Below are 23,098 nucleotides of genomic sequence, written 5' to 3'. Positions count from 1 at the left end.
CGACCGGCCGATCATCACCGCGCTGGTGCCCAATGCCAGCCAGCAGGTGCCCTACCAGCTGCCCGAGCACAAGACCAAGAGCATCTTCCGTTCCAACACCTACAAGTCCAAGGATCCGACCAAGTTCAACGAGTTTTCCTTCGAGGACGCGCCGGGCCAGGAGAATTTCCACCTGCATGCCCAGAAGGACATGACCTCGAAGGTGCTCAACAACCAGATCCACACGGTGGATGCCAGCGCCCTGCATTCCTATGGCCAGCAGCACCAGCTCACCGTGGGTGCCAATATGAATCATCAGGTCGGCGGCGGCCTCAACCAGGTGGTGGGCGCCACCACCGGCATGGGCGCGGCCGCCCTGCTGGCGCCGCTCGCCGGTCTGATGGGCCAGAGCGCGGGCATGCTGCAGCAGGCCATGGCGATCGCCGCGCAGGCCGCCGCAAGCCAGCCCGGCAGCGCTGCGAGCAAGACAGCCGGCGCGGCGGCTTCGGCCGTGACGCAGGCGGCACTGGGCGGTCTCGGCGGTGGATCCGGTCCCGGCGGTGCGGTGGCAGGGGGAAGCGGCGGCGCCAGCGATGGCGGCATTCTCTCCACCCCGCCTTTCGTGCCGCCGGCCGACGCCGGCGGGCAGGGCGGCGTTACCGGGGGCATCGCCAGCGCTCTAGCGAGCAGTGTGCTCGGTGTCGCCTCCGGCCTCTTCGATCAGGGCCTGAAGGCCGCCGCCAATGTCGCCCCCCAAGCCCTGTTCCAGGCCGGCGGCGCCCCGATGGCCGCGGCTGGGACATCGGCGCTGGGTACGCTGGGGGGATTGATGGGAGGCGGCGTGCTCAGCCAGACCATCGGGCGGATGCAGGTCAAGAATGTCGGCGTGGCGAGTGCGGAGCATATCGGTACGGCGAAGGTGTCGAATGTCGGGCAGGTGTTCAAGCAGAAGGTCGGTAATGCCTACCATGTCGATGTGGGCGAGGAATTCGTCATCGGCGTCGGTGCGAGTGTCGATGCCGAAGGTAAGCCGACACCGCCCAAGGCTCTCCTAGTGATGAGAAGCAACGGCGATATCATCTTGCAAGGCGTCAAGCTATATGGCCTTGCTGATGCTCATATCCAGCTTATCTCCGATATGATCGACAATAATCCTCCGAGCATCGGCTAAGAAATTTGTTTGGAGGAACTTGATCGTGCCTCGCTTGATCAATCATGCGCCTTTCCCTAATTTCCGGTATTACTCGTCCGATAATACGGGAAAGGAATTCGGTGTCGTCATCGTCAAGGGGACGTACGAGTTCGCACCTTCCGGACGGCTGCTGCTAGCCGAGGAGCAAGCAGCTTTGGTGTTTACCGACTTATGCCATGGTGCCGTTAACGTTACCTCGCTGCGGCATCCTTCCGATCTGGTGCCCAATAAGCCGACCACGGACATCATCGTCAACGCCGTCGCCTGGGCACCGGGTGGCGAGCCAACGCCCTCATGGATTTGTGGTCTGCATATCGTGGCCCAAGACGGTGGTACCGTTGTCGAAAAGAGCCTGCGTGTCACAGGTCCGCGTCAATGGGTCCCCCTATGGAAAAGACAGTTATCTGATCACGAAACCCGAGAATGGCGCAAACACCGACGCTGGTTCAAAGGTTGGCAATTGTCAGAGCCCACACCAATCTCGCATCTGCCGCTCCACTACGAATATGCATATGGTGGTTCGAGGCCCGTGGGCGAGCAAGGCGATGGGGAGCTCGTATTTGAGTTCGATCCTCATAATCCGCTCGGGCAAGGCGGCTTGGCCGAATGGTTGAGTAATCCCACTGAGCCTCATAAAGCGCCGCAGATAGAGGCGGTGGATGACCCGATCGACGCCCCTTACAAAGCCTATAAGCCTCAGAGCCTCGGCCCAATTCCGCCAGCTTGGGAGCCACGCCTCCCGCTTGGCGGTACATATGACGAAGAATGGGAGAACAGTATTTGGCCGGACTGGCCATCGGATTATCGATTTTCGTACAATAATTCTGCACATCCTGATTTGATTTGCGCTGGTTTTATCAATGGAGACGAGCATATTACTCTCACCAACCTGATTGCCGATGAACCCAATGCCGCCTTCGATTTGCCCGCGGATAGGATCGTCGTGGATTTCATCAAGCCCGATGGAACGCGCGATCAACGCCAGATGCCGTTGGACACGGTTTTCCTCGATATCGCCGCCACGAAACGCCACAAGCGCCACGTTTTTCTGACTTGGCGTTTGAACTTCGAACCGGATGCCTACGAAAGCATTCGCATCGTGCTCAAGCGCCGCAACGAACCGGAGAATGCAGCGCAAAGGCACTTTCAAGAAAGAAAATTGAAACAAAGGTCGATGGCATGAGTGAAGGGCGGATGTCGGCGCGGAAGACTCACGCACACACGATCGTTTCCAAAGGACCGGATGTGTGCTGGACGCCGCGCGGCAACTCAAGAGTCAAGGTCGCCTATCATTCGATTGCCTTTATGGACACGGCAGTGCGAGTGTCCACTTCGGTGCGCAACAATGGCGACTATGATTTCCAGTTGAATTCGCGCTGCGCCACGTCCACCGGGCATGAACCGGGTGTCGACAAGGGAGTGCGCAAACCCGGTTATCTCGGGCCGGCGCACGTCGATACGGCGGCAGATTTCTTATATTCGGAAGGTTTTGCGTCGGTCGGACATCGTGATCCTGCCTGGATCAATGGGCCTGATATTGGACCACGCGAAATTCAGAAACCGCGGGGAGATGAAACACCAGACGGAGGCGGAGGCGCATAAATGGCGGATGGCACCTCGAACGACACTTCATCGCAGCCAACTCACACCCCTGTTATCGATCTTGGCGCCCAAGCCAACGATGCCGCACAAACGGCTAAGCGTGTTGCAGCCCCGATTCCTGGCCAGAATACAACCGTTGACGAGAACAAAAATGCCAAGGCCACCGTCAATTCTGATGCAACCCAGGTTCCAGACTTATTCTACTGCCCAGAATCCGACTACAAAAATGCTGTGATCAAAGCGGCTGAAGCAGTAAAGGCTGAAGAAAGGAGCAAATTTGTAGAAGAAAAAAACAAAGGCGGCATATTTGATCGGTTCCTGATGCAACTTGGTGCAAATTCACTTGGTGGGTCTGGACAAGCTGCTTCCATAAATATGGATACGCCGACCGCTTATATTGATGATGACGAAATTCAGTACAAATTAGGTATGATTGCTGACTATGATGCGGCAATGCAGAAGGCAAAAGAAAAGGGAGACGCGCAATCCTATTCTAGATTTTGCCAAGAGAAGAATAATATAAACGAGAATACCGATGTTTCTGCAGCACTAAATCGTCAAAGAGCGCTTTTGATCGGACTGTATCTCGCTATCGGTGTAGCTGGAGCGGTAGCAAGTCGGAGCGGTGGAAAAGCTCCGGCCATCAAGTCTCGCCTCCCTAAAGAATCGAGATTCAATATCATATTTCAAAAGCTCCGGCTGCGTCCGTCCAATCCAGCCAACACCGCTGTCAAGCCACCGAATACGCAAACCTTAGAAGCCCAAACGCCAACTGGGACCAATACACAAAAGTCGTCTACTCCCAATAATCCTTCTACGGCCGGTGAGCCGGTTTCGGTCACCAGCGGCGAATATCTCGAGACTTGGCAAGACTTCCAGATCCCCGGCGCTGCCTTGGCTCTGGATGGGGCGCGTCATATGGGACTCAAGTTGCCGATGCCGACGCGTTGGCGTAACCCCCTTGGCGCCTCTCAGATCTCGGCTTTCGACGAATTCATTGCCAATCCCCGGCGTGGAGAACTGGAATTCCATCAAGCCGACGGCAAGATCGTCACCTTCGAACGTCCCTTCAATTTCCTTCCCTCGATCAACAGCGCTTTTCCGCATTTGGAGCTGAGGGCCCCTTGGCTCGGCCAACTCGCGCTGAAGGACAAGCGTATCGTCAAACATTTTGCGCAGTATGACGATCGTTTTTACCGGCTTGAAAAGGTTGAGGACCTCAACGGCAATGCGCTTACCTTTACCCGATCGGAGACCGGCTTGTTGGAGAGGGTCGAGTCCAGCGATGGACTGACATTAGCTTTCGACAACGATGAGGAAGGGCACCGCCTCTCGATCGCGCTGATCGGCACCGACGGATCTACGTTGGAACTCGTGCGCTATGCTTACGACAGTCGCGGTCGCATGACATCCGCCGATTGCTCGTTCGGCATGTCGGTGCGCTATTGTTGGCATGCCACCAAACCTTTGCTGGAACATTGGCATAACCTGACGCGCCGATCGGAGACGGTGTTTAGCTATGACCGCGAGGGGCGGGTCGTCCACACCGCCACCAACGGTATCTGGAACGATGATCGCTTTTGCTATGATAGTGATAAGCGGGAAACCACATATTTGCCGGCGGGCGAGGAGGCGCGTGCCCAGCGCTTTGAGTATGACGAGTTCGAGAACGTTACGACCGAAACCGATGCCCTCGGTGGCGCCGTCAGCCATCGCTACGACCAGGTCGGACAACGTATCTCCACGATCGATGCCAATGGAAATGCCACCGCGACCCGCTATGATATCCGCGGCAACATATGCAATCAAACTGATGCTGAGGGACGTAGCACCATCTACGGATGGGGGCCGAATGGCGATATCGACATCATTATAGATGGTGCAGGCGGGGTACGGAAATTCGAGAACGACCGTTTCGGCAATATGTTGGCGATGCGTGACGCCGAAAAGCACGAGACGCGTTTCGAGCGAGATGAGCGTGGACGCCTTACCAAAACCATCTTTGCTGACGGAGCAGACGAGACCAGGACCTATGACGAATATGGTCGTCTTGCTCAGATCCGAGATGCCAAGGGCGGACTGACATGCTTTTCTTATGACGTATTCGGGCGATTGATCGAACGAGTGGATGCGCTCGGTGGTGTCACTAAGCTCACTTATGAGGCCGGTGCCGGCGGCTTTGCCGTCCCCACAAGGCTGACCCGGCCAGACGGGGTAAGCATCAACCGTCGGTTCGATGCGGAGGGTTCGCTTGCTTCGGTGACCGATGGCGAAGGGCGTAGTTGGACCTATCGCTTCGGTGCCTTTGAGCTGCTAGAGGCGATCACCGATCCCAAGGGCGGAGAACTCTCCTTCGTCTATGACAGCGAAGGACGCCTCAGCGCGGTGACCAATGCGATGGGGCGGGTCTATTCGCTGCGCCGTGACGTCGCTGGCCGGGTGATCGAGGAAGAGGATTTCGACGGTCGTGTAATACGTTATCGACGCGACCCTGGCGGGCGGGTAGTCGAGAAGATCAAATCGGATGGTGCGCGACTGGTCTACAGCTACGACAAAACCGACAGGGTCACGCGCATCGAAGCCTTCTCTCTCAGTATCAAGCCCGAGGATAGCCTGATCGAGGGCACTCCCCAGGATGTGACGCGGTTCTGGTATGATGGGCGTGGCTTGATAATCAAGGCCGAGAATAGGGCGTCTCTGATCGAGTATGAACGCGACCGCAACGGAGCCGTCGTTGCTGAGACGATAAACGGGCGCCGTGTCGCGGTGAAGCTTGATGCGATGGGACGGCGGATCGAGCGCAGGCTCTCCGCACCCAACGCCACCAACTTGGGTGAAAGCTTGGTGAGCTACAGCCACGATCCGCTTGGAGCGATTAAGAGCATTACCATCGATAGCCATGCTCCCCTTTTCTTCCAACACGATGCGCTTGGCCGTGAGACGCGGCGATCGAGCCCGACCGGCTTTCAGCTGACGAGCCGACACGATGCGGTGGGCCAGCTGATCGAGCAGATCGGCGGACGCGATCCCGCCGAACGTACGCAATATGTAACATTTGGCGAGGCTACCTCCTATCGTCCGGCCCATGCCATTGAGCGGTGCTATCGATGGGATCGTGCTTCTTCACCACTCACCATCCTGGACGGGCTCTGGGGCGAAACGAGTTATCAGTACGATACCAACGGACAGGTAGAAGCAACCAAGGCGGGGGAAGGCACCGGCGACGAACTGCGTGAGAGCTTCGCTTACGACGCTGCGTGCAATTTAGTCGGCGCCGCTGCAGCGGGGGCGGACAAACTGTATGGTTTCGGCGAGTCGCTCGGCAAGTTGACGACCTGGAGCACAACGCCGGGTGGTTTGGTGCAAATTGCCAGGGGCCCGAGAGGTGAGAGGCTAGCCCTGTCGCATGATCAATGTGGACGAGTGATCGAACGCAAGGTCGAGCGCAAAGGCTTTCGGACCAAGGTATGGCGCTACGATTGGGATGGGTATGACCGGCTGGTGAAGTGCCTCACGCCCGAGGGCGATATCTGGCGCTATGGCTATGACCCTTTCGGACGCCGCGTGTGGAAAGTACGCGAGCTCACCCAGCCCGAAGCCCGCGGCCATGCCAGCCGCTTCCCGGATTTGATCGCGACCAGTCGGATAACACCGGACTATGCCAGCAGCCTCTTGCCGCCGCCAGCAGAACGTCGCAGCGGCCTACCGGGGCAAAATGACAATGGCAGGAACGAGCCGCCAATAGTCGGCATCGCGTATTCGTGGGACGGCGATGCGGTCGCGGAAGAGGCGCCGCTGCGGCTTGACGGCTCGATTCTTTGGCATCGCTCAACCCGCTGGTATCAAGAGCCAGGTAGCTTTCGACCTCTTGCCAAACAAGAAGCATCGCGGCCAAGACAGGTACCTGACGGAAGCTGGAAGGCAGAGATATGCCGGCTACTTTATATCGTTACCGATCATCTTGGCACACCAAGAGAAATGCTTAGTGAGCATGGCAAAATAGAATGGGCTGCAAGTTATACCACGTGGGGAACTATACTGGGGCTTAGGTGTTGTGTACCTAAAGCGCACAATGATGACTACCCTGGCAGCAGCGGGCCGGTTGTGAAGGCCTCTGCAAACGGTCCACCGGCGTTGAAGCCTGCACCCTACGATTCTCCTCAGGTACAGGACTGCCCAATCCGTTTCCTGGGACAATGGCAGGATGACGAGACAGGTCTATATTACAATCGATACCGACACTATGATCCGTTGGCGGGGCAATATATTAGCCCTGATCCGATTGGATTGGAGGGAGGGGGACGACCGCAGGCATATGTGGCGAACTCACTAGCCGAGGTCGATCCGCTGGGCTTGGCGGCAGAAGCGCTGCCCAACCGCACCTTCGTGAATCCACAGCGAGGAGCAGATATCGAAGCTGCAATCGCTGGAAAGGTTCCGCATAAATACGACAATGAGCAATATCAATTTGGTGATAACACCGCTACAAATAATCAAATGAAAAAATGGTATCGAGACATCAAAGTCAATGGCGTTGGAGACAGGGATATTCTATATGTAAAGAAAGCTGATGGTACTAGAGTCATCGTCTGGGGGAACAATAGATACGCAATTGCTAGATCCGTTGGACGTACCAATGAGTTGAATTTCTACGAAATCCAACCACCATTCAGGGGATATAAATCCATGGACGACGTTATTCCCGTGTCGCCACCTCAAATTCGGAAAGAATGGTAAATTTCGAAATGACGTGGAAGGCGATCACCCTAGCGATATTACCGTGTCAGCTTATAGCGAGCATCTATGGCAAAGATGCGCGGCATTTTCCTTACTTTTCGCCGTTGGAAGATGGCTCGCGCTGGTGGGAGCCTTTAGACGAAGATATTGATGCCTCGCAAGCGATCCCCGCTGATTTTGTCTATGAGCTAGAAAATTTAGCCAAAGAAAGTAATTTAAAGAAAGCCAGTGATCTGCTGTTTCATGGCAGCGATTGGAAAACAGTAATAGATTTAACTGGCGAGGTTCCTATTGTAAAATTCAGCGTAGATTCTTTCGACTTTCTTATTTTGATAAAAATTGCGAATATGTGCGATAGATACAATCTATGTTTAATCTCCGCTTCAAATAATAATGTTATTTCTAGTAATATTTCTGATATTTTGTCTAAATTAAGTAAAGAATTATTAGATTTATTGAAAAAGTATGCGAATTGACCTGCAATTTAAAAACGTTGTTCGTTCGGTCTTGCGCATAAGAGGATGTTCAAAGAGATGTTGCATTGGGCTACTGTAGAAATGTACAGACTTGCGAGACATCTTTTCTCTTGAGCCTCAGGGGCAGGAAGGATGGCCGGGATGCACAAGTTCAGACGCGATGCAGACCACAAGCGGCGGGTGCTTCAGCGCGCTGACAAGATTGGGGATGTTGGCAGGGCTTGCCGATATTTCGGCGTTGGTCGGGCCAGCGTCTCTTGCTGGCGGGCTGCCTATCGGCAGCACGGCCTGGGCCTGGGCCGGAGCCGGCAATGGCGTGCTGGTGCTCGACCTCGATGGTGATGGCAAGATCGGCCAGAAAGACGAATATAGGTTCCTACCCGTCGCTGAGATTGCAAACGATGCGATAAAGGAGGGTTGGTGGTATCGGAAGGTGTGATGTGCTCATTCTGACGCATCTGGCAAATGATCCGAATTTTGGTCGTACCAGGCAATATGATTACAGGCTGAATCGCAATTAAGGGCGGTGTCTGGAGATTGGGGCAATGGACGCAGCCATACTATGATTTGCCTTTTCGCGTCCCTTCCTCGATCCCGTTCAGAAAGCTCTGAGACGTGCAGTTTGTCCTCAAGAGAGTTGCTATCCTCATTGTCTCGATCGCGCTCGTACCGGCCTTGTCCTGGCTCATCGTTCACGCGCAGAAGTCGAGGCCGTCCGATTTCGCATTCTTCGATAGCACTATCTATTTGACCCTTCTTCTAGGGGCCATGGCGATTGTTCTTTCACTGGTCGTGCCGTTCGCCGTGGGGCGCAACAGGAATGCGCTTGCCCGCCTGTTCGGCCCAACCGTGCGTATCGTGACTTTGGCTGTCGGCCTTGCCGTCATCTTGCAGGGTATCCTGGTGGCGGCGACGATTATTCGGGCGGAAACGCAAACACTCGGCAGTGTTCACTTCAACCTGGTTCTGATTCTTGGCGGAGGAGGGATACTGGTCGGCATCGCCGTACTGATGGCTTCGCTGGCTTTCCTCAAGCGCCCACCCATGCCAGTGCTGGGCCACCCTTTAGTTCGCGACGAGGAACCTTCTTTCTTCACTTTCCTGGATGGACTGGCACGACGCCTGGGTGCTTCTCCGCCGGATCATGTCGTGGTCGGATTGGAGCCGACATTCTATGTCACCTCGGAACCGATAAGTCTGGCAGGCAGCGACAAAATTCTCCACGGAGAAACGCTCTATCTTTCCCTTCCCCTTTGCCGCGTGCTGAAGAAGGAGGAACTGGCGGCCGTTATCGGCCATGAGCTTGGACATTTTATCGGCAAGGACACAGCCTATTCCCGGAAGTTCGCGCCAGCCTTTGTTCGGCTTGGCCGCACATTGACAGCCTCGCAGACCGCCACGGGGTGGAGTGCTCTCTATTCCATCCCTGTGCAGGCGATACTCGGTCTTTGCCTTTATGAGTTCTCGAAAGCGGCAAGCCGGATCGGTCGTGAGCGCGAGTTCGAGGCCGACATTGTCGGGGCGCGTGCCGCCAGTCCCACAGACCTCGGCACGTCCTTGTTGAAGGTCGGTCTCTATTCTCCACTATGGGGCGAGGTGTTGGGCAACACCGTTTCGCTTCTGAACAAAGGACGCGCCTATACAAATCTATCCGACTTTTTCCAACATTGCTGCCTGAACGCATTTTCGGGATCAAAGGAGCAACTTCTCGCGGTCGCGCTTGACGAGGGTACGATCAGCCATCCCGTCGATACTCATCCACCGACATCAGCCCGGCTTGATCGCATGGGCGTGAGGCAAGACATGATTTCCACCGAGATCTTGGCTCCTGACGGGGAGGATCGATCCATCACCTTGTTTCATAGGGCGAATGCCTACGAGGAAGGACTATCTACATTGCAACAGCAATGGCTTGTGGCCGCAGGGCATGCACGACCGCCAGAAGAGGCCACTCCTCGATCTCGCTGAATGCTGGCAATAATATCAGCTCTTCAGGCCCTCGTGGTCCAGTCTGACGGGTTCTCTCCAAACTCGGGTCGCTTCTCGGCGGAAATCAAGAGTGGACACCTTTATTCTTCCTCCGGAAAGGCCTTTGGCAGCACCGTGAGTTCCTCGCATTCGACGACATTGACGATCTCCGCTCTCGTATCCAGCCACTTCACCGCCCAGAAGCGGACATAGCGCGGCAGCCGGGTGTAGATGCCGGTAGCTTCGAAGGTGCATTTCATGCCGTAAGGCGATTGCGAGTCGATCTTGGCGGCGGCGAGGTCGGGGCGGTTGGCGTCGTGGTAGAACCAGAAATAGAAATTGGAATCGATATCGAAACGGATCGGCACGATGGCGCCGTCCGGCTCGATCTGCTTGCCGAGCACAGTGAAGATCTCGTCGCGCGGGGCGATCACCTGGCCCGGCTCGCTCGGATGGACGAAGCTCTGATTGATGAAGACGCCAGCATTGGGCACATAGATGCCACGATAGGTCTCCCAGGTGCCATAGTAGTAGAGAGCACCGAGCAGAAGCGGCATCACCGTCAGCAAGATCGCCAGCTTGACCAGATTGGCAAGGCCGCGCCAAGGCGCCAGGTAATAATGGCCCGTCTCATCCTTGCGGAAGGCTAGCCAATGCAGGCAAGTGAGGCCGAGGCGGATCAGCCGCGGCACGAGCCATAGCGCGGCGCGGGCGAGGCCGTGCACCAGCGGATCGAGAGCCCTCCAGCCATAATGGAGCCCGACGCGGATGGTCGCAGTCGCCTGACGTGCCAAAGTGAACAGGCGCACGGCGAAGGGTTTTTGCGACTCCGGCCGGCCTTCCTCAAGTTTGGCACGGCCGGAGAGATCGTAGGCGGCGGGCTCGGCATCGCGCAGGGCCTGGCGTCGGGCTTCCTCCAGCGCCAGAGAGCGTTCGAGATCGTTCATCATAGCGTCCTCAGGCGGTAAGGGCCTGTCCATCGATGCGGACAACGGCACTGGAAAACTGCAGGATTAGGGGCTTCAGCTCGTCCTCGTCGCCACCGGTATTGGCGACCTGGCTGTGCAGCAGCCGTTCGGTGACGAGGGGGCGCAGGACATTCTTGCTGAGCTGGCGAATGGAGCGCCCGCCCTGGCTCGGATTGAAGAAGGCCGCCACGATGGCTTTCAGTGTTTCGGTGCTTTCCGGGCACACCTCATAGCCGCGCCCTGCAATGCCGCGATTGATGTCGCTCAGCTCCTTGTCGAGTATCAGCTCGGCGATAGCCGTCGTCACGTCGTCGAATAGCTCGACATCATCGATGCGGCCGACGAATTCGGGCAGGAACAACGGCTTGCCGCTCTTCGGATTCTCGACCGCCGCCAGGCGTGCGCGTACCTTTTCGTCGCCACGATCTTCGCCGTCGGCAAAATCGGATTGCTTGAGCACGTTGGACGCGAAGACGAGGATGCAATCCTTGAAGGAGACCGGTAGGTTCTGGCTGTCGGGCATCACGCCCTTGTCCATCACCTGCATCAAGGTGCGCTGCAGATCGGGATGGGCTTTTTCGATCTCGTCGAAGAAGACGATGCTGCGTGGCTTTTCTCTCACCGCGTCGGGCAGCGTCACCACCTGGCCAAAGCCGACAAGACCCGGCGCGGCGCCGAGCAGGCGCGAGACGGAGGAGGCATCGGTGTAAAGGCTCATATTGTAGGTGATCGGGGGTGACCCGTCATAGGCGGCCAGCTTTTCGACGAGCTCTGTCTTGCCGCAACCAGGCGCGCCGGTGAGGAAAAGTACGCCGGCCGGGCGGGTCGGATCGCTGGTACCGGCCTCGCGGGTACGGTAGATATTGGCGATGGCGCGCTTGGCATGGTCCTGGCCGTAGACGGTCTGGCCGAGCACCTCCTCGACACGCAGCAGCCGCTCGGCATCATCGGTCGAGACGGACTTGGCCGAAACGCCGGTGATCTTGCTGAACCGCTCCTGCACATCCGCTACGGTCACATGCGGCGTCTCGGCATAGACGCCCTGTTCCAGTTCGGCGAGGCTGGCTCGCAGTGTCTTCTCGGCCTTGAGATAAACGTCGCGTTTGTGCATTTCCTCGACAGTCAAGGGGGCGGGCGCCGGCTCGCCTTCAGCGTGCTGGTCCTTCCAGGCCGCATAAGCCTCGTAACGCTCCTGCAAGGGAGCCAGGGCTTTGCCGGCCTCCAAGAGGTCGCTGCGCAAAGCCAGGACAGGGCCGAACTTGCCTTCCCAGGCCTTGAGCTGCGGCTCGATCATCACCCTGGCTGATGTGATTGCCGTCCTGATGGCATCGAGCCTGCGGGCACTCGGTCGCACCGACATCCGCAGCGTCTCTGCCTCGGCGATGAGCTTGACCAGCGCCATTTCCTGCTCGAGCAACGGCAGTGGCTTGCCATATTTGGCGATGTTGACGCTGGCGGCGAGCTGATCGAGGAACTCGATCACCCTGGTGGGATTGCGGCCCTTCAGCCTGCCCTCATAGCGTTGGTCGAGGCGCATGACCTCATTGATGACGTCATCACCGATGATGACGAGGTGCCCCGCCTCCAGGCGTGGCACCATCTGGCGCAGGATAGCGCGCGTCTCCTCCGCGCCGCGCTCGTACACGGTGAGCTCCTTGAAATGGTGGGCGAAGGCGGTGCTGGTCTGCTCGATCAGGCCGTGATTGTGGTCTTGGGCGCTGGCGATCGCACAGACGCGTTCGTTTTCCAAGGCATCGATCAAAGTGGACATTAGCCGCCGTGCCCGTTCCGGGCCGCAATTGGCGAGGAGATCATCGAGACGATCCAGCACGATCAGGCTGTTCTTGCGGGCAAGGTAGTCCATGGCCGCATCGAACTCGCGCACTTGGTCTGCTACCGAGAGCTTGAAGAACTCGTGCAGGTCGAAGCCGAAGCAATGTTTCGATACGAGCGAAGGTGCGGCTTCGCCAAGCGCCATCTTGTTGAGCAGCGACAGGATCAGCATGGATTTGCCAACCCCCTCGGGGCCGCGAATGTAGACGCTGTTGGTCAGCGAGGAGGCGAGGATCTCCTGGGCTTCCATCAACTCGTGGATGAAGCCGACGATGCGCGGGATCGCTTCGCTCTCGGGCTCGCCATCAGCCGGCTGCCCGAAGAAAGCGGGCAGGCGCTTGCGATATTCATAGAAATCGATCTCCCGCAGGAATTTGAAGCCGTTGACGGCGCGGGTGGGGATGGCTTTGTGCAGGGACATGGGGGAGTTCCGAAAAGCTGGAAGACAAAGGTGCCGGCTCCCTCTCCACCAGGCTGGAGAGGGACGGAGGGAAATTGGCCGGAGCGGGGCGCTGTCATTCAGCGGCGGGACGCGGCCTTCGCGAAGGCCTTCAGCCCTTCTTCACCGAGAGATTGCTCATCTCGCCGACCACCTTGCGCATGGTGCCGGTGGCAGCTTCGAGATTGGCGGTGGCGCTGCGCAGCTCGTCCTGCTTGGCGGCACGCTCCATGCCTTCGTCGACGCTCACCTCCAGGGCCTTGGCGATGATCTCGGCGCTGGCATTGAGACGGGTGATGGTAGAGTCGAGCAGCGCCATCTCCTTGGTGTGCATCTCGCCCTGACGCTCGATCATGCCGTTGAGCGTGCCCTGCTTGATCTGCTCGGCCGCGCGCGAGAATTCAGTAATGGCGGCCTGCGTCTCGTCGGTCTGGTCGGCGACGAGATTGTGCAAGACACCTTCGAGATTGCCCGCCACCGTGTTGAGCGTGTCGCGGCCGAGAATGGCGATCGACTTCTTGGTGCCCTGCACGATCTTGCGCTGGCCGTCAGTCTCGGTCAGGCGCTCCTCGTTCCGGGCCAGGGTGATGCCCATCTCGATGATGGTGTCGTTGAGCTTGTTCTGATAGTCGATGACTTCGCCGACCTCGGCGTGCAGGGTGATTACCGCCGTCTCCTTATTGGCGATATCGATGATGCTGACGGCCATACCGTCGGCAGGCGCCTTACTCAGGCCGAGCGCGGTCTCGGCCTCCACAGTCTGAGTCTCCAGCACTTCCTTGTGCGCGTTGGTGCCGAATGAGGCATCCTGCAGGCCCGATTTCAGCACAGTGAGGCCGATCTGCTTGTCGGCGACGCGATGGGCAATCTTCTCGACCTCGTTCTCGCTGAACTGGGCGCGACCGATCAGCTGCAACACGGCCTTTTGGGCGCCCTGGATGGTGGCGATGCCGCGATTGCCGGAGGAGATCAGCCGGTCGGTGAGGTTGTCGTCGACCTCATCGATGCTGCGCAGGATACGCAGCGGTCCTTCCTCCAGATCGGCGCGGCGCTGCGCCTGGCAGCAGGCGATGCGATCTGCGATCTCCGCGAGGTCGCGCTGCTGCTGGCTGTACAGGCTTTCGGCCGCGAGCACGCGGTCGTTCAGGGTGGTATCAGCCTTGAACAGATGCAAGAGCCGATAGGAAAGCCTGGTTTGAGCCCGGCTCTTCTCGGCGATACGCTGGTCGAGCACGGCCTTGCGTTCAGCGAGCGACTGATCGGCCTCGGCCTTCTTCTTGGCGAGATAGGCAAGGTCCTTGGCCAGGGCTTCGTTACGGGCCAGGGCCTCCGACATCTGTTTGACCGTTTCGCCGGTGATGCGTGAACGGCGCAGTACTTCGATGAGTTGGCGTGAGACGGCGACATCATCGAGCATGCCCTTGAGGTCCCGCAATATATTAGCGATCTCGACCTTGGAATTGTCCTGAAGCTGGGCGATCAGCCGCCTCACGTTTTCCAGCGATTCATCGATCTCCTCGCTCTGGATGTAGGTGTAGTAGGCCTGGAACAGCTGGAAGTTCAGCTGCAGCTGTTCTAGTGGCTGCCTACCGGCGTCGAGGGCCGCGCTGATCGCGGCGATCTTCTCTTCCTGCGTAGTCTGGCTGTCACCGATGATCTGGTGGAAGGGGTTATGCACGATGTCGAGGCTCGCGGCTGTCTGCTCGGAGATGTCGACGGTCTCGATCTCCTGAGATGAGGCCGTGGCCGTCTCGGCCTTGGCCTGGCGCTGCGTTGTTGCAGCCGACAACACGGTCTGGCCGGCCATTTGGCCGGCGCGAGCTGCGGTGGCGGCGAGACGCTCGGCAAGGCTCTGGGTGATGTTGGAACTGGTCATTGGTAATCCCTTTCAGGCATGGCTCCGCCGGGCGCCGGCATCCTTGGTCGCGGCGCTGGGCAGAATTCAGGTTTCGGGAAGGAGGCTGTCATTCGCGCTCTTGAAAGAGAGCGCGTGCACTCAGGGATCGAGACGCGGCAGCCTGCCCGCCCTATAGCGCTCGGCGGCTTGCCTGCGATCCTCGTCGCGGGAGAGCAGCCATGCCGCGGCCTTGCGATCGATCTCGGCTTGGCGGCTGATCAGATCGGGTTTCAGCGAGAAACTCGCGGTGAGGGCACGCAGGACATCGCATTCGAGGGCACGGGCCCGGTGGGTCCAGTGCCGCCTTAGAAAATAGGCGATGAGGCTGTCGACATGCTCCTTTGTTCTGCTATGGGCGTCGTTGAAATAGACCAGGGTCACGATACGTGCCCGTGGCCTGAACCAAAGCTTGCGCATGGTAGGGGTCTTTTTTGGGGATCTCTCTTCGTCCAGGCTGCCGGTTGGGGCAGGCGTCTGGACGTGCAGCAGCGGCTGCAGCGGTTGTTCAAAACACCACTTTTCAGCAAAACCGCCTTGGCGGCTGAATACTCGAGCAAAGCGTGTTCAAGCATTAAAACTTGTTTGCTCTAGCTTCTTGTTGCGACGCGCCTTTGTGATTCGACGTGCCTCTGTCAAATCACAAAGCGCCTAGGTGAAGGATTTGCCGAGAAGAAGTCGAGCACCTCCGATTATGCGCACTAAAGAAGGTGCTGCACGATTCTAGAGGATATTCGAATTTGTCTGGGAAAATATGCGTGCCGGCCTGTTGGCTGCGGCGCTTGTCTTCGATGGAACGTGGCAATGGGCCTTTGTTGTTATGTCCCGTCAATTGAAGATTTTGTAATTATAGGCCGACTGCAGCGCTTTACCCTGAGTAATTCTGTCGCAGGTGTTCGATTTTGAAGCCGAGCTTGATCGCCGCGGCGGCGCCAGCCGGTGGCCATGCGACTCCCTCACAGATGCTGACACGCTCAAGCTTTGGCTTCAGCCTTGGCGAGGTATTCGCCCGACCGTCGCAAGGCCCCGACAACCGCACGGTGATCCACCAAGTCAAGCAAGACATTCCTTACGCAGAACAGCGGCTCCACGGCAGGCGCCACGCCGCAATTCCCTTCGACACCCATCCACCGATGTCAGCGCGGCTCAATCTCATGGGGGGCTGCACATGATTTCCGCCGATATCCTGGCTCCCGACGGGGACGATCGGTCCATCACCTTCTTTCAAAAGGCAAATGCCTGTGAGGAAGGGCTGTCCAAGGGCTTCGCATCGGATTGATCGTGTGAATCATGAGAATTTGGCTCCGATCAGATCTTCCAGATTGATGGCGGTCACGCCGCCTTCCACGAATGTCTTAAGCCCGGGTACCAATGCGCGGACCACATGCACGCCTTTGACTGGACATGGCAGGTCGAAGAAAAAAACGTCACGATATCCCGCCTTTGCAAACTGAGAGACCAGGAAGTTAAGTGCTTCCGAAGACGAGAGATTGGCGGGAAACGTATGGCGGGCCGCCAATTGCCCCAGAGTCTCTCCGTGATCGGGCTTGGACGGCAAGGCCAAATCCAAATTCTCATATTGCGAGATGTCTAGGTCATCCCGGGAACCGGAAATGTTCGTCAGGCGCGATTGAACGGCCTCGAGGAGGGCAGCTAGCGTCGCTTCCGCAAAGTCGAGCCGACAGGCATCGCCGCCTGAGAACCTTATGCCAGCCCCATCTCTGTCGCACACCGGTCGCACGATCATCGCGCTGACGATGGGGATGCCGATCTTGCTGGTCTTGTTGAAAAAATGCGGCTCCAAACCTGCGTTGCGTACCTTCGTGACCGCCTCGTCCAAACCCGGATGGATACCGGGCTGCCATATCAACGGGCGAGAAAGCCCTTTTAGATGGCCGAGCCCGTCGGAGAGTGTCGTACCGTCTCGTTCGATCAATTCGAGTAGAGCAGAGAGGGCGGCTGAGGAGTAATCGAACCCCGCGCCCAGACCGTCAGAGCTGACGTGGAAGGTTTCATAATCCCACGGGAAATCATCCCGCATATCCAACCCGACGAGTTCGTAAGGCGCGTAAACGGCTCTATTCGATCCATACAGAACCCCCTTCACCCAGGCACGTGGGCGACGCGGATCGAACTCAGAGAAATGACACCGCACCAAGGACCGCAACGGCACGGTTCGAAGTGACCGTTTCGCCAGTTCAGCCGGCGTCCCGAACTCTGCAATCAGCGGGCGGGTTTGTTCGGCAACCGCCCCCTCGATGGCCTCCATGACAGCAGTCAGCCGGGCTCTCTCGTGATTGAGCCCCTTGCCTTGGCTGACCGCCAAGCAACGGGAATTTGGGCGCACGGCGAACCAGACGGGGATACCAATAATATCGAGGTCAGTCAGGTCCCCGACGCGCGAGATGCCGAAGGGGGCGAGTGGAGGAAAGTCCAGCGAAACGGAATTCATCGCAGTGAGATTGCTTGCAACGGCCGGACTCCCATCAGAACTCGCCGGCACCCTTTCTACAGGGCACAGTCGCTGTCAAAAGCGATAGCGATCACCCGGCTCAGCATTTGTTATCGTCGGTGCCGCTATCATTGAGAATGGCATCAAACAAAGTGCTTTCCTCGCCTTTGACGCCATTAATAAGGTGGCAAAGCGCCGACTTAATTTGTTTGTTGTGCTGTTTCCCAGCTTGCAACGATACCGTGGAGATATTCGTCTTAAAGACAAATTCGACATCGCTAATGTCGGCGCCGGTCTCAATAAGAGATTCGATACCGGCGATCTTGTCGCTATCGATGGAGCGTCCCTGGCCTTCAGCTGCGTTGTGATCTGCAATTACGCGCCACAACAGCGCACCAATCTTTGCATAACCATCCCCGCCTAGACCTTTACCGTATCTATTAATCTCCTCGTCAGAAATTTGGACAACACGAAGCGGTTTAAGTTTTATAATCAATATACCAACGCCACGATCTCCGATGACGTATAGCCGTTCTTTCTTGCTAGTTTTCCGAATCATCTCGCTCTCCTAGGTCGTTATCTCTCTCAAGTGGATGTTTATCAGGAATGTACGACACATAATGCCTTGTTAAGTTAGGCCTGCAACTCGAAGACCTTCAGCGACCAGTATACGATCTTCTATTTTTCGGTCAGGTGCAAGATTAACAATGTCAGAGATCGTTACTCCGGGATACATTTCTCGTATTCTTGCGCCATATTGTCGCGCGATATCTTTATTCCCGAGTAATCCATGCGATATGGCTAGCGCGCGCAGCACAGGTTCGTCCGAACTCATGCGCCCGCACAACTCAATGGCGCCGCGATAGTCGTGACGACGTATCGCTATTGTTGCGCCACTCCACCAATAATAGTCAGGCGGAAAAGGATTCAGATCCAGCGCCATTTGGAAACGCTTCCAGCCCGCTTCGGCATCGCCGAGGTGTGACAGGGCATCCGCATGCGATAGCAATAAATCTGCTGAATGCGGATTTAGGACCTCCGCTTCTAAAAACTTGCTGCTGGCAGTGTCGAAATCGCGCTGATTCAATGAAACCACCGCCGCCATTCGATATCCCGCCCCGTCGCCAGGATCGATCGAGATCGCGGCGTCGGCTTCCAGGCGCGCCTGATGGAGAAGGGCGGGGTCATTGGCCCCCAACATCAACCATTCCTGATAGAGCGTCTGCGCATTCGCGCTGCGGGCGGGTGCAAAATACCGATCGATATCCGCTGCTCTTCGAAATTCCCGGCGTGCGCGCCGCAATTTCGGCAGATCGCAATCTTGCAGCAGGAGCTTGCCTTCGAGATAGTGCCGATAAGCATGAGGCCTAGGGTCGGCCCGCATACGCTTGAGTTGATCGTGCTCGATCTTGCTCGCCAGCGTCACCGCGATCTGCCGAGAGATTAGCTTGAAAGCCTTCGGCAGGTCGCTCCCGCCGATCCGAAATTCGGCAGCCCAGAGGATCTCGCGGCCAGGGTATAGCTCCAGGCGCAGAGCAAGGCTAGGATCGCCGGGGACCATAAAGCTATTGACCAAATATCTGTTACGCAGTGCATCGAGGCGCTCCGGCTCGCGTAAGTCCACAGCGCCGAAACTGCTATGAGGGGCAACCACTGCGAATGTGCGATAACGCGACAGGTCATTGGCGACCTCCTCGACCAGCACCCGAGCAAGCGGATCGCACTCCTCGCCCATCGTCGGATTGGGTGGCAACAGGGCCACGCGCGGCAGTTTCGCCAGACTGCGAACAATGACAGGTTCGCTCTCTTTGGCGGCGTTGAATTCTCCAACTGCATCTGCAGGCTGGTGATTGACCTCAGTGGAAGGCTTGGGATTGTTGGCCAAAATGCGACGCACCAAACCGACAATTTCTGCTTTCGGTTCGGCATTGAATTCGCGTTGCATCATGGCTTTGAGCAACTCGAATGTGCGGCTCACGGCTTCGAGATTGTTATTGCGTCCGTAGGCCTCGATCAGAACCCGAAACGTCTCTTCACGCTCCGGTTCCAGCATCAGCATGCGTTCGCCGATTTCTTCGATTTCGTTCTTCTGCGCCCGAGCAAAGCGCGTCATTTCCATGAGAACATCGTCACCCAGCGACAAGATCCTTTGGCGGAAACGCTCGCGCTCGCCGCGGAACCATTGCGACAGTTCATTTCCACCAGTATCGAGCGTGGCGAGCAGGTCCCCCTTCACGAGATGGATTGCGGCGACGCGCTCTGCCAACACCTGGGAATTGCGCCACCTCGCGATCTCGGCTAGGTCGCTCCGATCGGCAGCCGGTCCGGCCACGAGGTTGGTGCCTTGTGCTTGGAAAATGGGCTCGTGCTGAGGCCAGGAACGATTGATCCGTGCCAGTAGCTGCCGAAGGTTGGTGGATGCCTTTCCCTCGGACGCATCCTCCCATAGGAGGGTTGCAATGGCCTGGCGGCTCATGCGCTTTCCACTGGAAAGCAGCAACATCGCAATGAGAATGTATCCCTTGGCGGGAAACACGCCTTCCATTGGCTTGGCCATATGCGGCACGCCCGACAAATGCAGAACTATGTCGCTTTCGGGCTTCATCCGATCCTCCTTGCGCTAGGAGGCTGGACTCGCCTGCCATCGATGCCGTTGTTTCCCGCCCAAAATGGAGTGCCACCCATAATAAAACTCGCGCGCATGAATGAGAACGCTCGCGCCAAATCCAGTATTTGACTTCCACCTCCCTAACTGTTCGCCACACGCTGCGAAGTCAACAAGTCAAAGCCAATTCCGCAACGGGTTTCACGCTCGTGTCACGGACGAGTAGTGTCGCCCAGGGTGAAGATTGAACTTCCATGACACAGGCAATCCTCATTAGCCGGTTTCAGTGTAGCTCCTGTGGCGTTTGGTTGCTTCGTCCTTCGTGCGAGACGATGGCAAGAAGGAAGACAGCCGATGCAGCTGAGAACAATCTCTTGATCTTTCGGCAGTGCGAGGAGAGGGAGAACGCTGCTCTCCCTCCCCAGCAAGCATGAACTGGGGTCTCCCCGAAATTCTCTTCGCTGCGCTCAGACAATCTCGCCGCCGATAGAGGCGGCGCCCTGCGGGCGGGCGAAACCCCTCCCCAGTTCATGCTTGCCCCCCACCCACACGCTGCTCCGCGCGAACTCGGGAAGCAGGCGGGCACCTGCTTCGCCGATCCAACGGAAAGAGCAGCAAAATGGGCAAGTTGAGCAAGGTTGAGGTGAGGGCGCACGCAGAGGCTGAAGCCGTGTTGCGGATGGATGTGCTGAGCGCGGAAGAGAAGGATTTCGTTCTGGAGAACTGGCATCCGGCAGCAGAGAACAATGTCGCGGCGGCAGGCGCGTTCTTCTCGCCTATGGATCTGGCTGCTGATTTTGCACTGGAGCCAGGGCAGGGACGAGTGATCGACTTGTGCGCCGGGATCGGCGGTCTCGCCTACTGGGTTCAGCAGCGTGCCAAAATGGCGGGGCGAGGTGGAACTGACCTGCGTCGAGATCAATCCGCGCTTCGTCGAGATCGGCCGCAAACTATTGCCGGAAGCACGCTGGATTTGTGCCGATGTGCTCGACTGGCGGCAATGGTGGAAGGACGAGCTTGAGGGAGCCATGTTCGACTGGGCGATTGCCAATCCGCCCTTCGGCAAGGTGGCGACATCGGGCGGTCGCCGTGGCTTTAAATCCTTCGAGTTCGCGGTGATCGACGTCGCCTCTCAGATTGCGGACAACGGCGTATTCCTCCTGCCGCAAAACTCGACATCGTTCCGCTATTCCGGGCGTCCCTGCTTCGAGCGGCTGACCTCGGGAGCGGGCGTCGAGTTTGAGCAGCGAACCGGCCTGTTCATGGACTGCGGCATCGGCATCGACACCAGCATCTACCGCGATCAATGGCGGGGCGTCGCACCCTTATGCGAGATCGTCACCATGGAATTTGCTGAGTGGCGGGAACGTCACCAGGCGCGAGTTCTGGCTAACAGGAGCGAGCAGCTCGTTCTGCTTTAGGCAGATGGTTCGATGTTCGGAGACAGGCGAATGTAATTCGAATGTTCTCTGACTGCCGACAATTGTCCTGATTGAGGCATGGCAAACCGATGGTCGAGGAAAAATCTGCAAATCATCGGAAGAGTGTTGCTGAGATTGCAGTCTTTTTTGAACATGGTGTTTACAGGCACCGGAATTTGCCTGAGAATCCGAGTCAGCGTAGCGATCGGGGGGACTGTCAGGAATTCCGTGTGCGGGCTGGCATAATGGGTAGAAGGGAGACCCAGTATGTCACGACGGAAAGAACCGGCGATACCGAAGGAGCTTCTCGATCAACTGCTGACAGGCACCGACGCTGTGGCGGCGCTGAACCAAGGCGGCTTGCTGGACACGCTGAAGAAAGCGTTGGCGGAACGGGCGCTCAACGCCGAGATGGACCATCATCTCGAGCAGGAAGTGCAGGGCAACAACAGCCGGAACGGCTACGGCCGCAAGACGGTGACGACCGAGACGGGACGGATCGAGATCGAGGTGCCACGCGACCGGGCGGGCCGTTTCGATCCGCAGTTGATCGCCAAGTATCAGCGCCGCTTCCCCGGCTTCGACGACAAGATCATCTCGATGTATGCGCGGGGGATGAGCACCCGGGAGATCGTGGGGCACCTACGTGAGCTTTATGGCATCGAGGCCTCGCCCGATCTGATCAGCACCGTCACCGATGCTGTCCTGGAGGAGGTTGCAGCCTGGCAGCAGCGCCCCCTGGATCCGGCCTATCCTTTGGTCTTTTTCGATGCGATCCGGGTCAAGATCCGCGACGAAGGCGTGGTGCGCAACAAGGCCATCCACATTGCCTTGGGGGTGCAGGCCAACGGCACCAAGGTGGTCCTGGGGATGTGGCTTGAGCAGAACGAAGGCGCCAAATTCTGGCTGAGGGTGATGAACGAACTGCGCAATCGCGGCGTCGAGGACATCATGCTGGCTGTCGTCGATGGCCTCAAGGGCTTCCCGGACGCCATCACCGCCGTGTTCCCGCAAACTCTGGTCCAGACCTGCATCGTTCACCTTTTGCGAAACTCGCTGGACTTCGTGGCTTGGAAGGATCGCAGGGTTCTCGGGACGGCTTTGAAGACCATCTACCGCGCCGTCGACGCCATCGCTGCCGAGGAGGCACTGACGGCTTTTGAGGCTGGCTTCTGGGGTCAGCGCTACCCTGCCATCGGTCAGAGCTGGCGGCGGGCATGGCCCGAAATCATCCCGTTTTTTGCCTTTCCTGATGATGTCAGGCGCATCGTTTACACCACAAATTCCATCGAAGCCCTCAATGCCAAGTTGCGCCGGGCGGTACGGGCACGGGGGCATTTTCCGACCGATGAAGCGGCCACAAAGCTGCTCTATCTGATCTTGAACCGATCGGAGAAAGAATGGAAAATGCCGGCCCGTGAATGGGCCATGGCCAAAGCTCAATTCGCCGTGCTCTTCGGCGACCGCTTCATCAGGGCCATGACGGCTTGATGGTCAACCGCCAGCCCGTACACGGAATTCCCGACACTCCC

General features: G+C 57.7%; 17 protein-coding genes. 10 read left to right on the top strand and 7 right to left on the bottom strand.

The window, feature by feature from the left end; translation table 11 throughout:
• The 7 genes from ACTJKX_RS27190 to ACTJKX_RS27160 form a co-directional block, all read left to right on the top strand.
• Window positions 1–1,150, top strand: a 1,150-nt coding sequence (locus ACTJKX_RS27190; RefSeq protein ID WP_440727124.1) for a bacteriophage T4 gp5 trimerisation domain-containing protein, incomplete at its 5' end; no start/stop codon positions are given.
• Window positions 1,151–1,175: 25 nt separating this feature from the next.
• The gene (locus tag ACTJKX_RS27185) at window positions 1,176–2,354 is read left to right on the top strand and encodes a DUF2169 family type VI secretion system accessory protein (RefSeq protein WP_440727123.1); all 1,179 of its coding nucleotides are present in this window, start codon (window positions 1,176–1,178) and stop codon (window positions 2,352–2,354) included.
• Window positions 2,351–2,773 (top strand): PAAR-like domain-containing protein, encoded by a 423-nt coding sequence (locus ACTJKX_RS27180; RefSeq protein WP_440727122.1) that lies wholly within the window; start codon window positions 2,351–2,353, stop codon window positions 2,771–2,773. The genes ACTJKX_RS27185 and ACTJKX_RS27180 overlap by 4 nt, the downstream gene beginning before the upstream one ends.
• The gene (locus ACTJKX_RS27175) at window positions 2,774–7,510 is read left to right on the top strand and encodes an RHS repeat-associated core domain-containing protein (protein ID WP_440727121.1); all 4,737 of its coding nucleotides are present in this window, start codon (window positions 2,774–2,776) and stop codon (window positions 7,508–7,510) included. It abuts the gene before it with no gap.
• A complete protein-coding gene (locus ACTJKX_RS27170) occupies window positions 7,504–7,986 on the top strand; it encodes a hypothetical protein (RefSeq protein ID WP_440727120.1) in 483 nt (160 codons plus the stop codon). The genes ACTJKX_RS27175 and ACTJKX_RS27170 overlap by 7 nt, the downstream gene beginning before the upstream one ends.
• Before the next feature lie 208 nt (window positions 7,987–8,194).
• Window positions 8,195–8,425 (top strand): hypothetical protein, encoded by a 231-nt coding sequence (locus tag ACTJKX_RS27165; RefSeq protein WP_440727119.1) that lies wholly within the window; start codon window positions 8,195–8,197, stop codon window positions 8,423–8,425.
• A gap of 176 nt (window positions 8,426–8,601) precedes the next feature.
• Window positions 8,602–9,954: a M48 family metallopeptidase gene (locus tag ACTJKX_RS27160; protein ID WP_440727118.1), complete on the top strand. Its 1,353-nt coding sequence runs from the start codon at window positions 8,602–8,604 to the stop codon at window positions 9,952–9,954.
• Between the two features lie 101 nt (window positions 9,955–10,055).
• Here ACTJKX_RS27160 and ACTJKX_RS27155 read toward each other — a convergent pair whose 3' ends face one another.
• The 7 genes from ACTJKX_RS27155 to ACTJKX_RS27125 all read right to left on the bottom strand — a co-directional run bounded on the left by ACTJKX_RS27155 (window position 10,056) and on the right by ACTJKX_RS27125 (window position 20,145).
• The gene (locus ACTJKX_RS27155) at window positions 10,056–10,904 is read right to left on the bottom strand and encodes a hypothetical protein (protein ID WP_440727117.1); all 849 of its coding nucleotides are present in this window, start codon (window positions 10,902–10,904) and stop codon (window positions 10,056–10,058) included.
• A gap of 7 nt (window positions 10,905–10,911) precedes the next feature.
• Complete coding sequence (locus ACTJKX_RS27150) at window positions 10,912–13,176, bottom strand: AAA family ATPase (RefSeq protein ID WP_440727116.1); 2,265 nt, start codon at window positions 13,174–13,176, stop codon at window positions 10,912–10,914.
• A gap of 130 nt (window positions 13,177–13,306) precedes the next feature.
• Window positions 13,307–15,070, bottom strand: a complete 1,764-nt coding sequence (locus ACTJKX_RS27145) for a hypothetical protein (protein ID WP_440727115.1) — start codon at window positions 15,068–15,070, stop codon at window positions 13,307–13,309.
• A gap of 120 nt (window positions 15,071–15,190) precedes the next feature.
• Window positions 15,191–15,508, bottom strand: a complete 318-nt coding sequence (locus ACTJKX_RS27140; protein ID WP_440727114.1) for a hypothetical protein — start codon at window positions 15,506–15,508, stop codon at window positions 15,191–15,193.
• 868 nt (window positions 15,509–16,376) lie between these two features.
• Window positions 16,377–17,540 (bottom strand): YcaO-like family protein, encoded by a 1,164-nt coding sequence (locus ACTJKX_RS27135; protein ID WP_440727113.1) that lies wholly within the window; start codon window positions 17,538–17,540, stop codon window positions 16,377–16,379.
• Window positions 17,541–17,640: 100 nt separating this feature from the next.
• Window positions 17,641–18,099, bottom strand: coding sequence for a hypothetical protein (locus ACTJKX_RS27130; RefSeq protein WP_440727112.1), 459 nt, complete (start codon window positions 18,097–18,099; stop codon window positions 17,641–17,643).
• Between the two features lie 69 nt (window positions 18,100–18,168).
• A complete protein-coding gene (locus tag ACTJKX_RS27125; RefSeq protein WP_440727111.1) occupies window positions 18,169–20,145 on the bottom strand; it encodes a BTAD domain-containing putative transcriptional regulator in 1,977 nt (658 codons plus the stop codon).
• A gap of 619 nt (window positions 20,146–20,764) precedes the next feature.
• On the opposite strand from ACTJKX_RS27125, the gene ACTJKX_RS27120 reads away from it, so the two are divergent.
• From ACTJKX_RS27120 to ACTJKX_RS27110, 3 genes are all read left to right on the top strand, one after another.
• The gene (locus ACTJKX_RS27120) at window positions 20,765–21,166 is read left to right on the top strand and encodes a hypothetical protein (RefSeq protein WP_440727110.1); all 402 of its coding nucleotides are present in this window, start codon (window positions 20,765–20,767) and stop codon (window positions 21,164–21,166) included.
• Window positions 21,167–21,173: 7 nt separating this feature from the next.
• Window positions 21,174–21,566 carry a hypothetical protein gene (locus tag ACTJKX_RS27115; protein WP_440727109.1) on the top strand — a complete coding sequence of 131 codons (393 nt, stop codon included), beginning with the start codon at window positions 21,174–21,176 and terminating at the stop codon, window positions 21,564–21,566.
• A 267-nt stretch (window positions 21,567–21,833) separates the two neighbouring features.
• Entirely contained in the window at window positions 21,834–23,057 is a 1,224-nt protein-coding gene (locus ACTJKX_RS27110) for an IS256 family transposase (RefSeq protein ID WP_440727108.1), read from the top strand.
• The last annotated feature ends 41 nt before the right edge of the window (window positions 23,058–23,098 follow it).

The organism is Labrys sp. 22185, from assembly GCF_052045555.1.
GTDB classification, from domain to species: domain Bacteria; phylum Pseudomonadota; class Alphaproteobacteria; order Rhizobiales; family Labraceae; genus Labrys; species Labrys neptuniae.
Note: the sequence above shows the minus strand (reverse complement) of the source record. Positions and strands in the feature narration are given on the sequence as shown.

Excerpts from the sequence above, each read along its gene's own strand:
- ACTJKX_RS27175 (WP_440727121.1), top strand. The coding sequence starts at position 2,774 with ATGGCGGATGGCACCTCGAACGACACTTCATCGCAGCCAACTCACACC.
- ACTJKX_RS27150 (WP_440727116.1), bottom strand. The coding sequence starts at position 13,176 with ATGTCCCTGCACAAAGCCATCCCCACCCGCGCCGTCAACGGCTTCAAA.
- ACTJKX_RS27120 (WP_440727110.1), top strand. The coding sequence starts at position 20,765 with ATGGGCAAGTTGAGCAAGGTTGAGGTGAGGGCGCACGCAGAGGCTGAA.
- ACTJKX_RS27180 (WP_440727122.1), top strand. The coding sequence starts at position 2,351 with ATGAGTGAAGGGCGGATGTCGGCGCGGAAGACTCACGCACACACGATC.
- ACTJKX_RS27110 (WP_440727108.1), top strand. The coding sequence starts at position 21,834 with ATGTCACGACGGAAAGAACCGGCGATACCGAAGGAGCTTCTCGATCAA.
- ACTJKX_RS27125 (WP_440727111.1), bottom strand. The coding sequence starts at position 20,145 with ATGAAGCCCGAAAGCGACATAGTTCTGCATTTGTCGGGCGTGCCGCAT.
- ACTJKX_RS27140 (WP_440727114.1), bottom strand. The coding sequence starts at position 15,508 with ATGCGCAAGCTTTGGTTCAGGCCACGGGCACGTATCGTGACCCTGGTC.
- ACTJKX_RS27165 (WP_440727119.1), top strand. The coding sequence starts at position 8,195 with ATGTTGGCAGGGCTTGCCGATATTTCGGCGTTGGTCGGGCCAGCGTCT.
- ACTJKX_RS27145 (WP_440727115.1), bottom strand. The coding sequence starts at position 15,070 with ATGACCAGTTCCAACATCACCCAGAGCCTTGCCGAGCGTCTCGCCGCC.
- ACTJKX_RS27130 (WP_440727112.1), bottom strand. The coding sequence starts at position 18,099 with ATGATTCGGAAAACTAGCAAGAAAGAACGGCTATACGTCATCGGAGAT.
- ACTJKX_RS27115 (WP_440727109.1), top strand. The coding sequence starts at position 21,174 with ATGTTCGACTGGGCGATTGCCAATCCGCCCTTCGGCAAGGTGGCGACA.
- ACTJKX_RS27170 (WP_440727120.1), top strand. The coding sequence starts at position 7,504 with ATGGTAAATTTCGAAATGACGTGGAAGGCGATCACCCTAGCGATATTA.
- ACTJKX_RS27135 (WP_440727113.1), bottom strand. The coding sequence starts at position 17,540 with ATGAATTCCGTTTCGCTGGACTTTCCTCCACTCGCCCCCTTCGGCATC.
- ACTJKX_RS27155 (WP_440727117.1), bottom strand. The coding sequence starts at position 10,904 with ATGATGAACGATCTCGAACGCTCTCTGGCGCTGGAGGAAGCCCGACGC.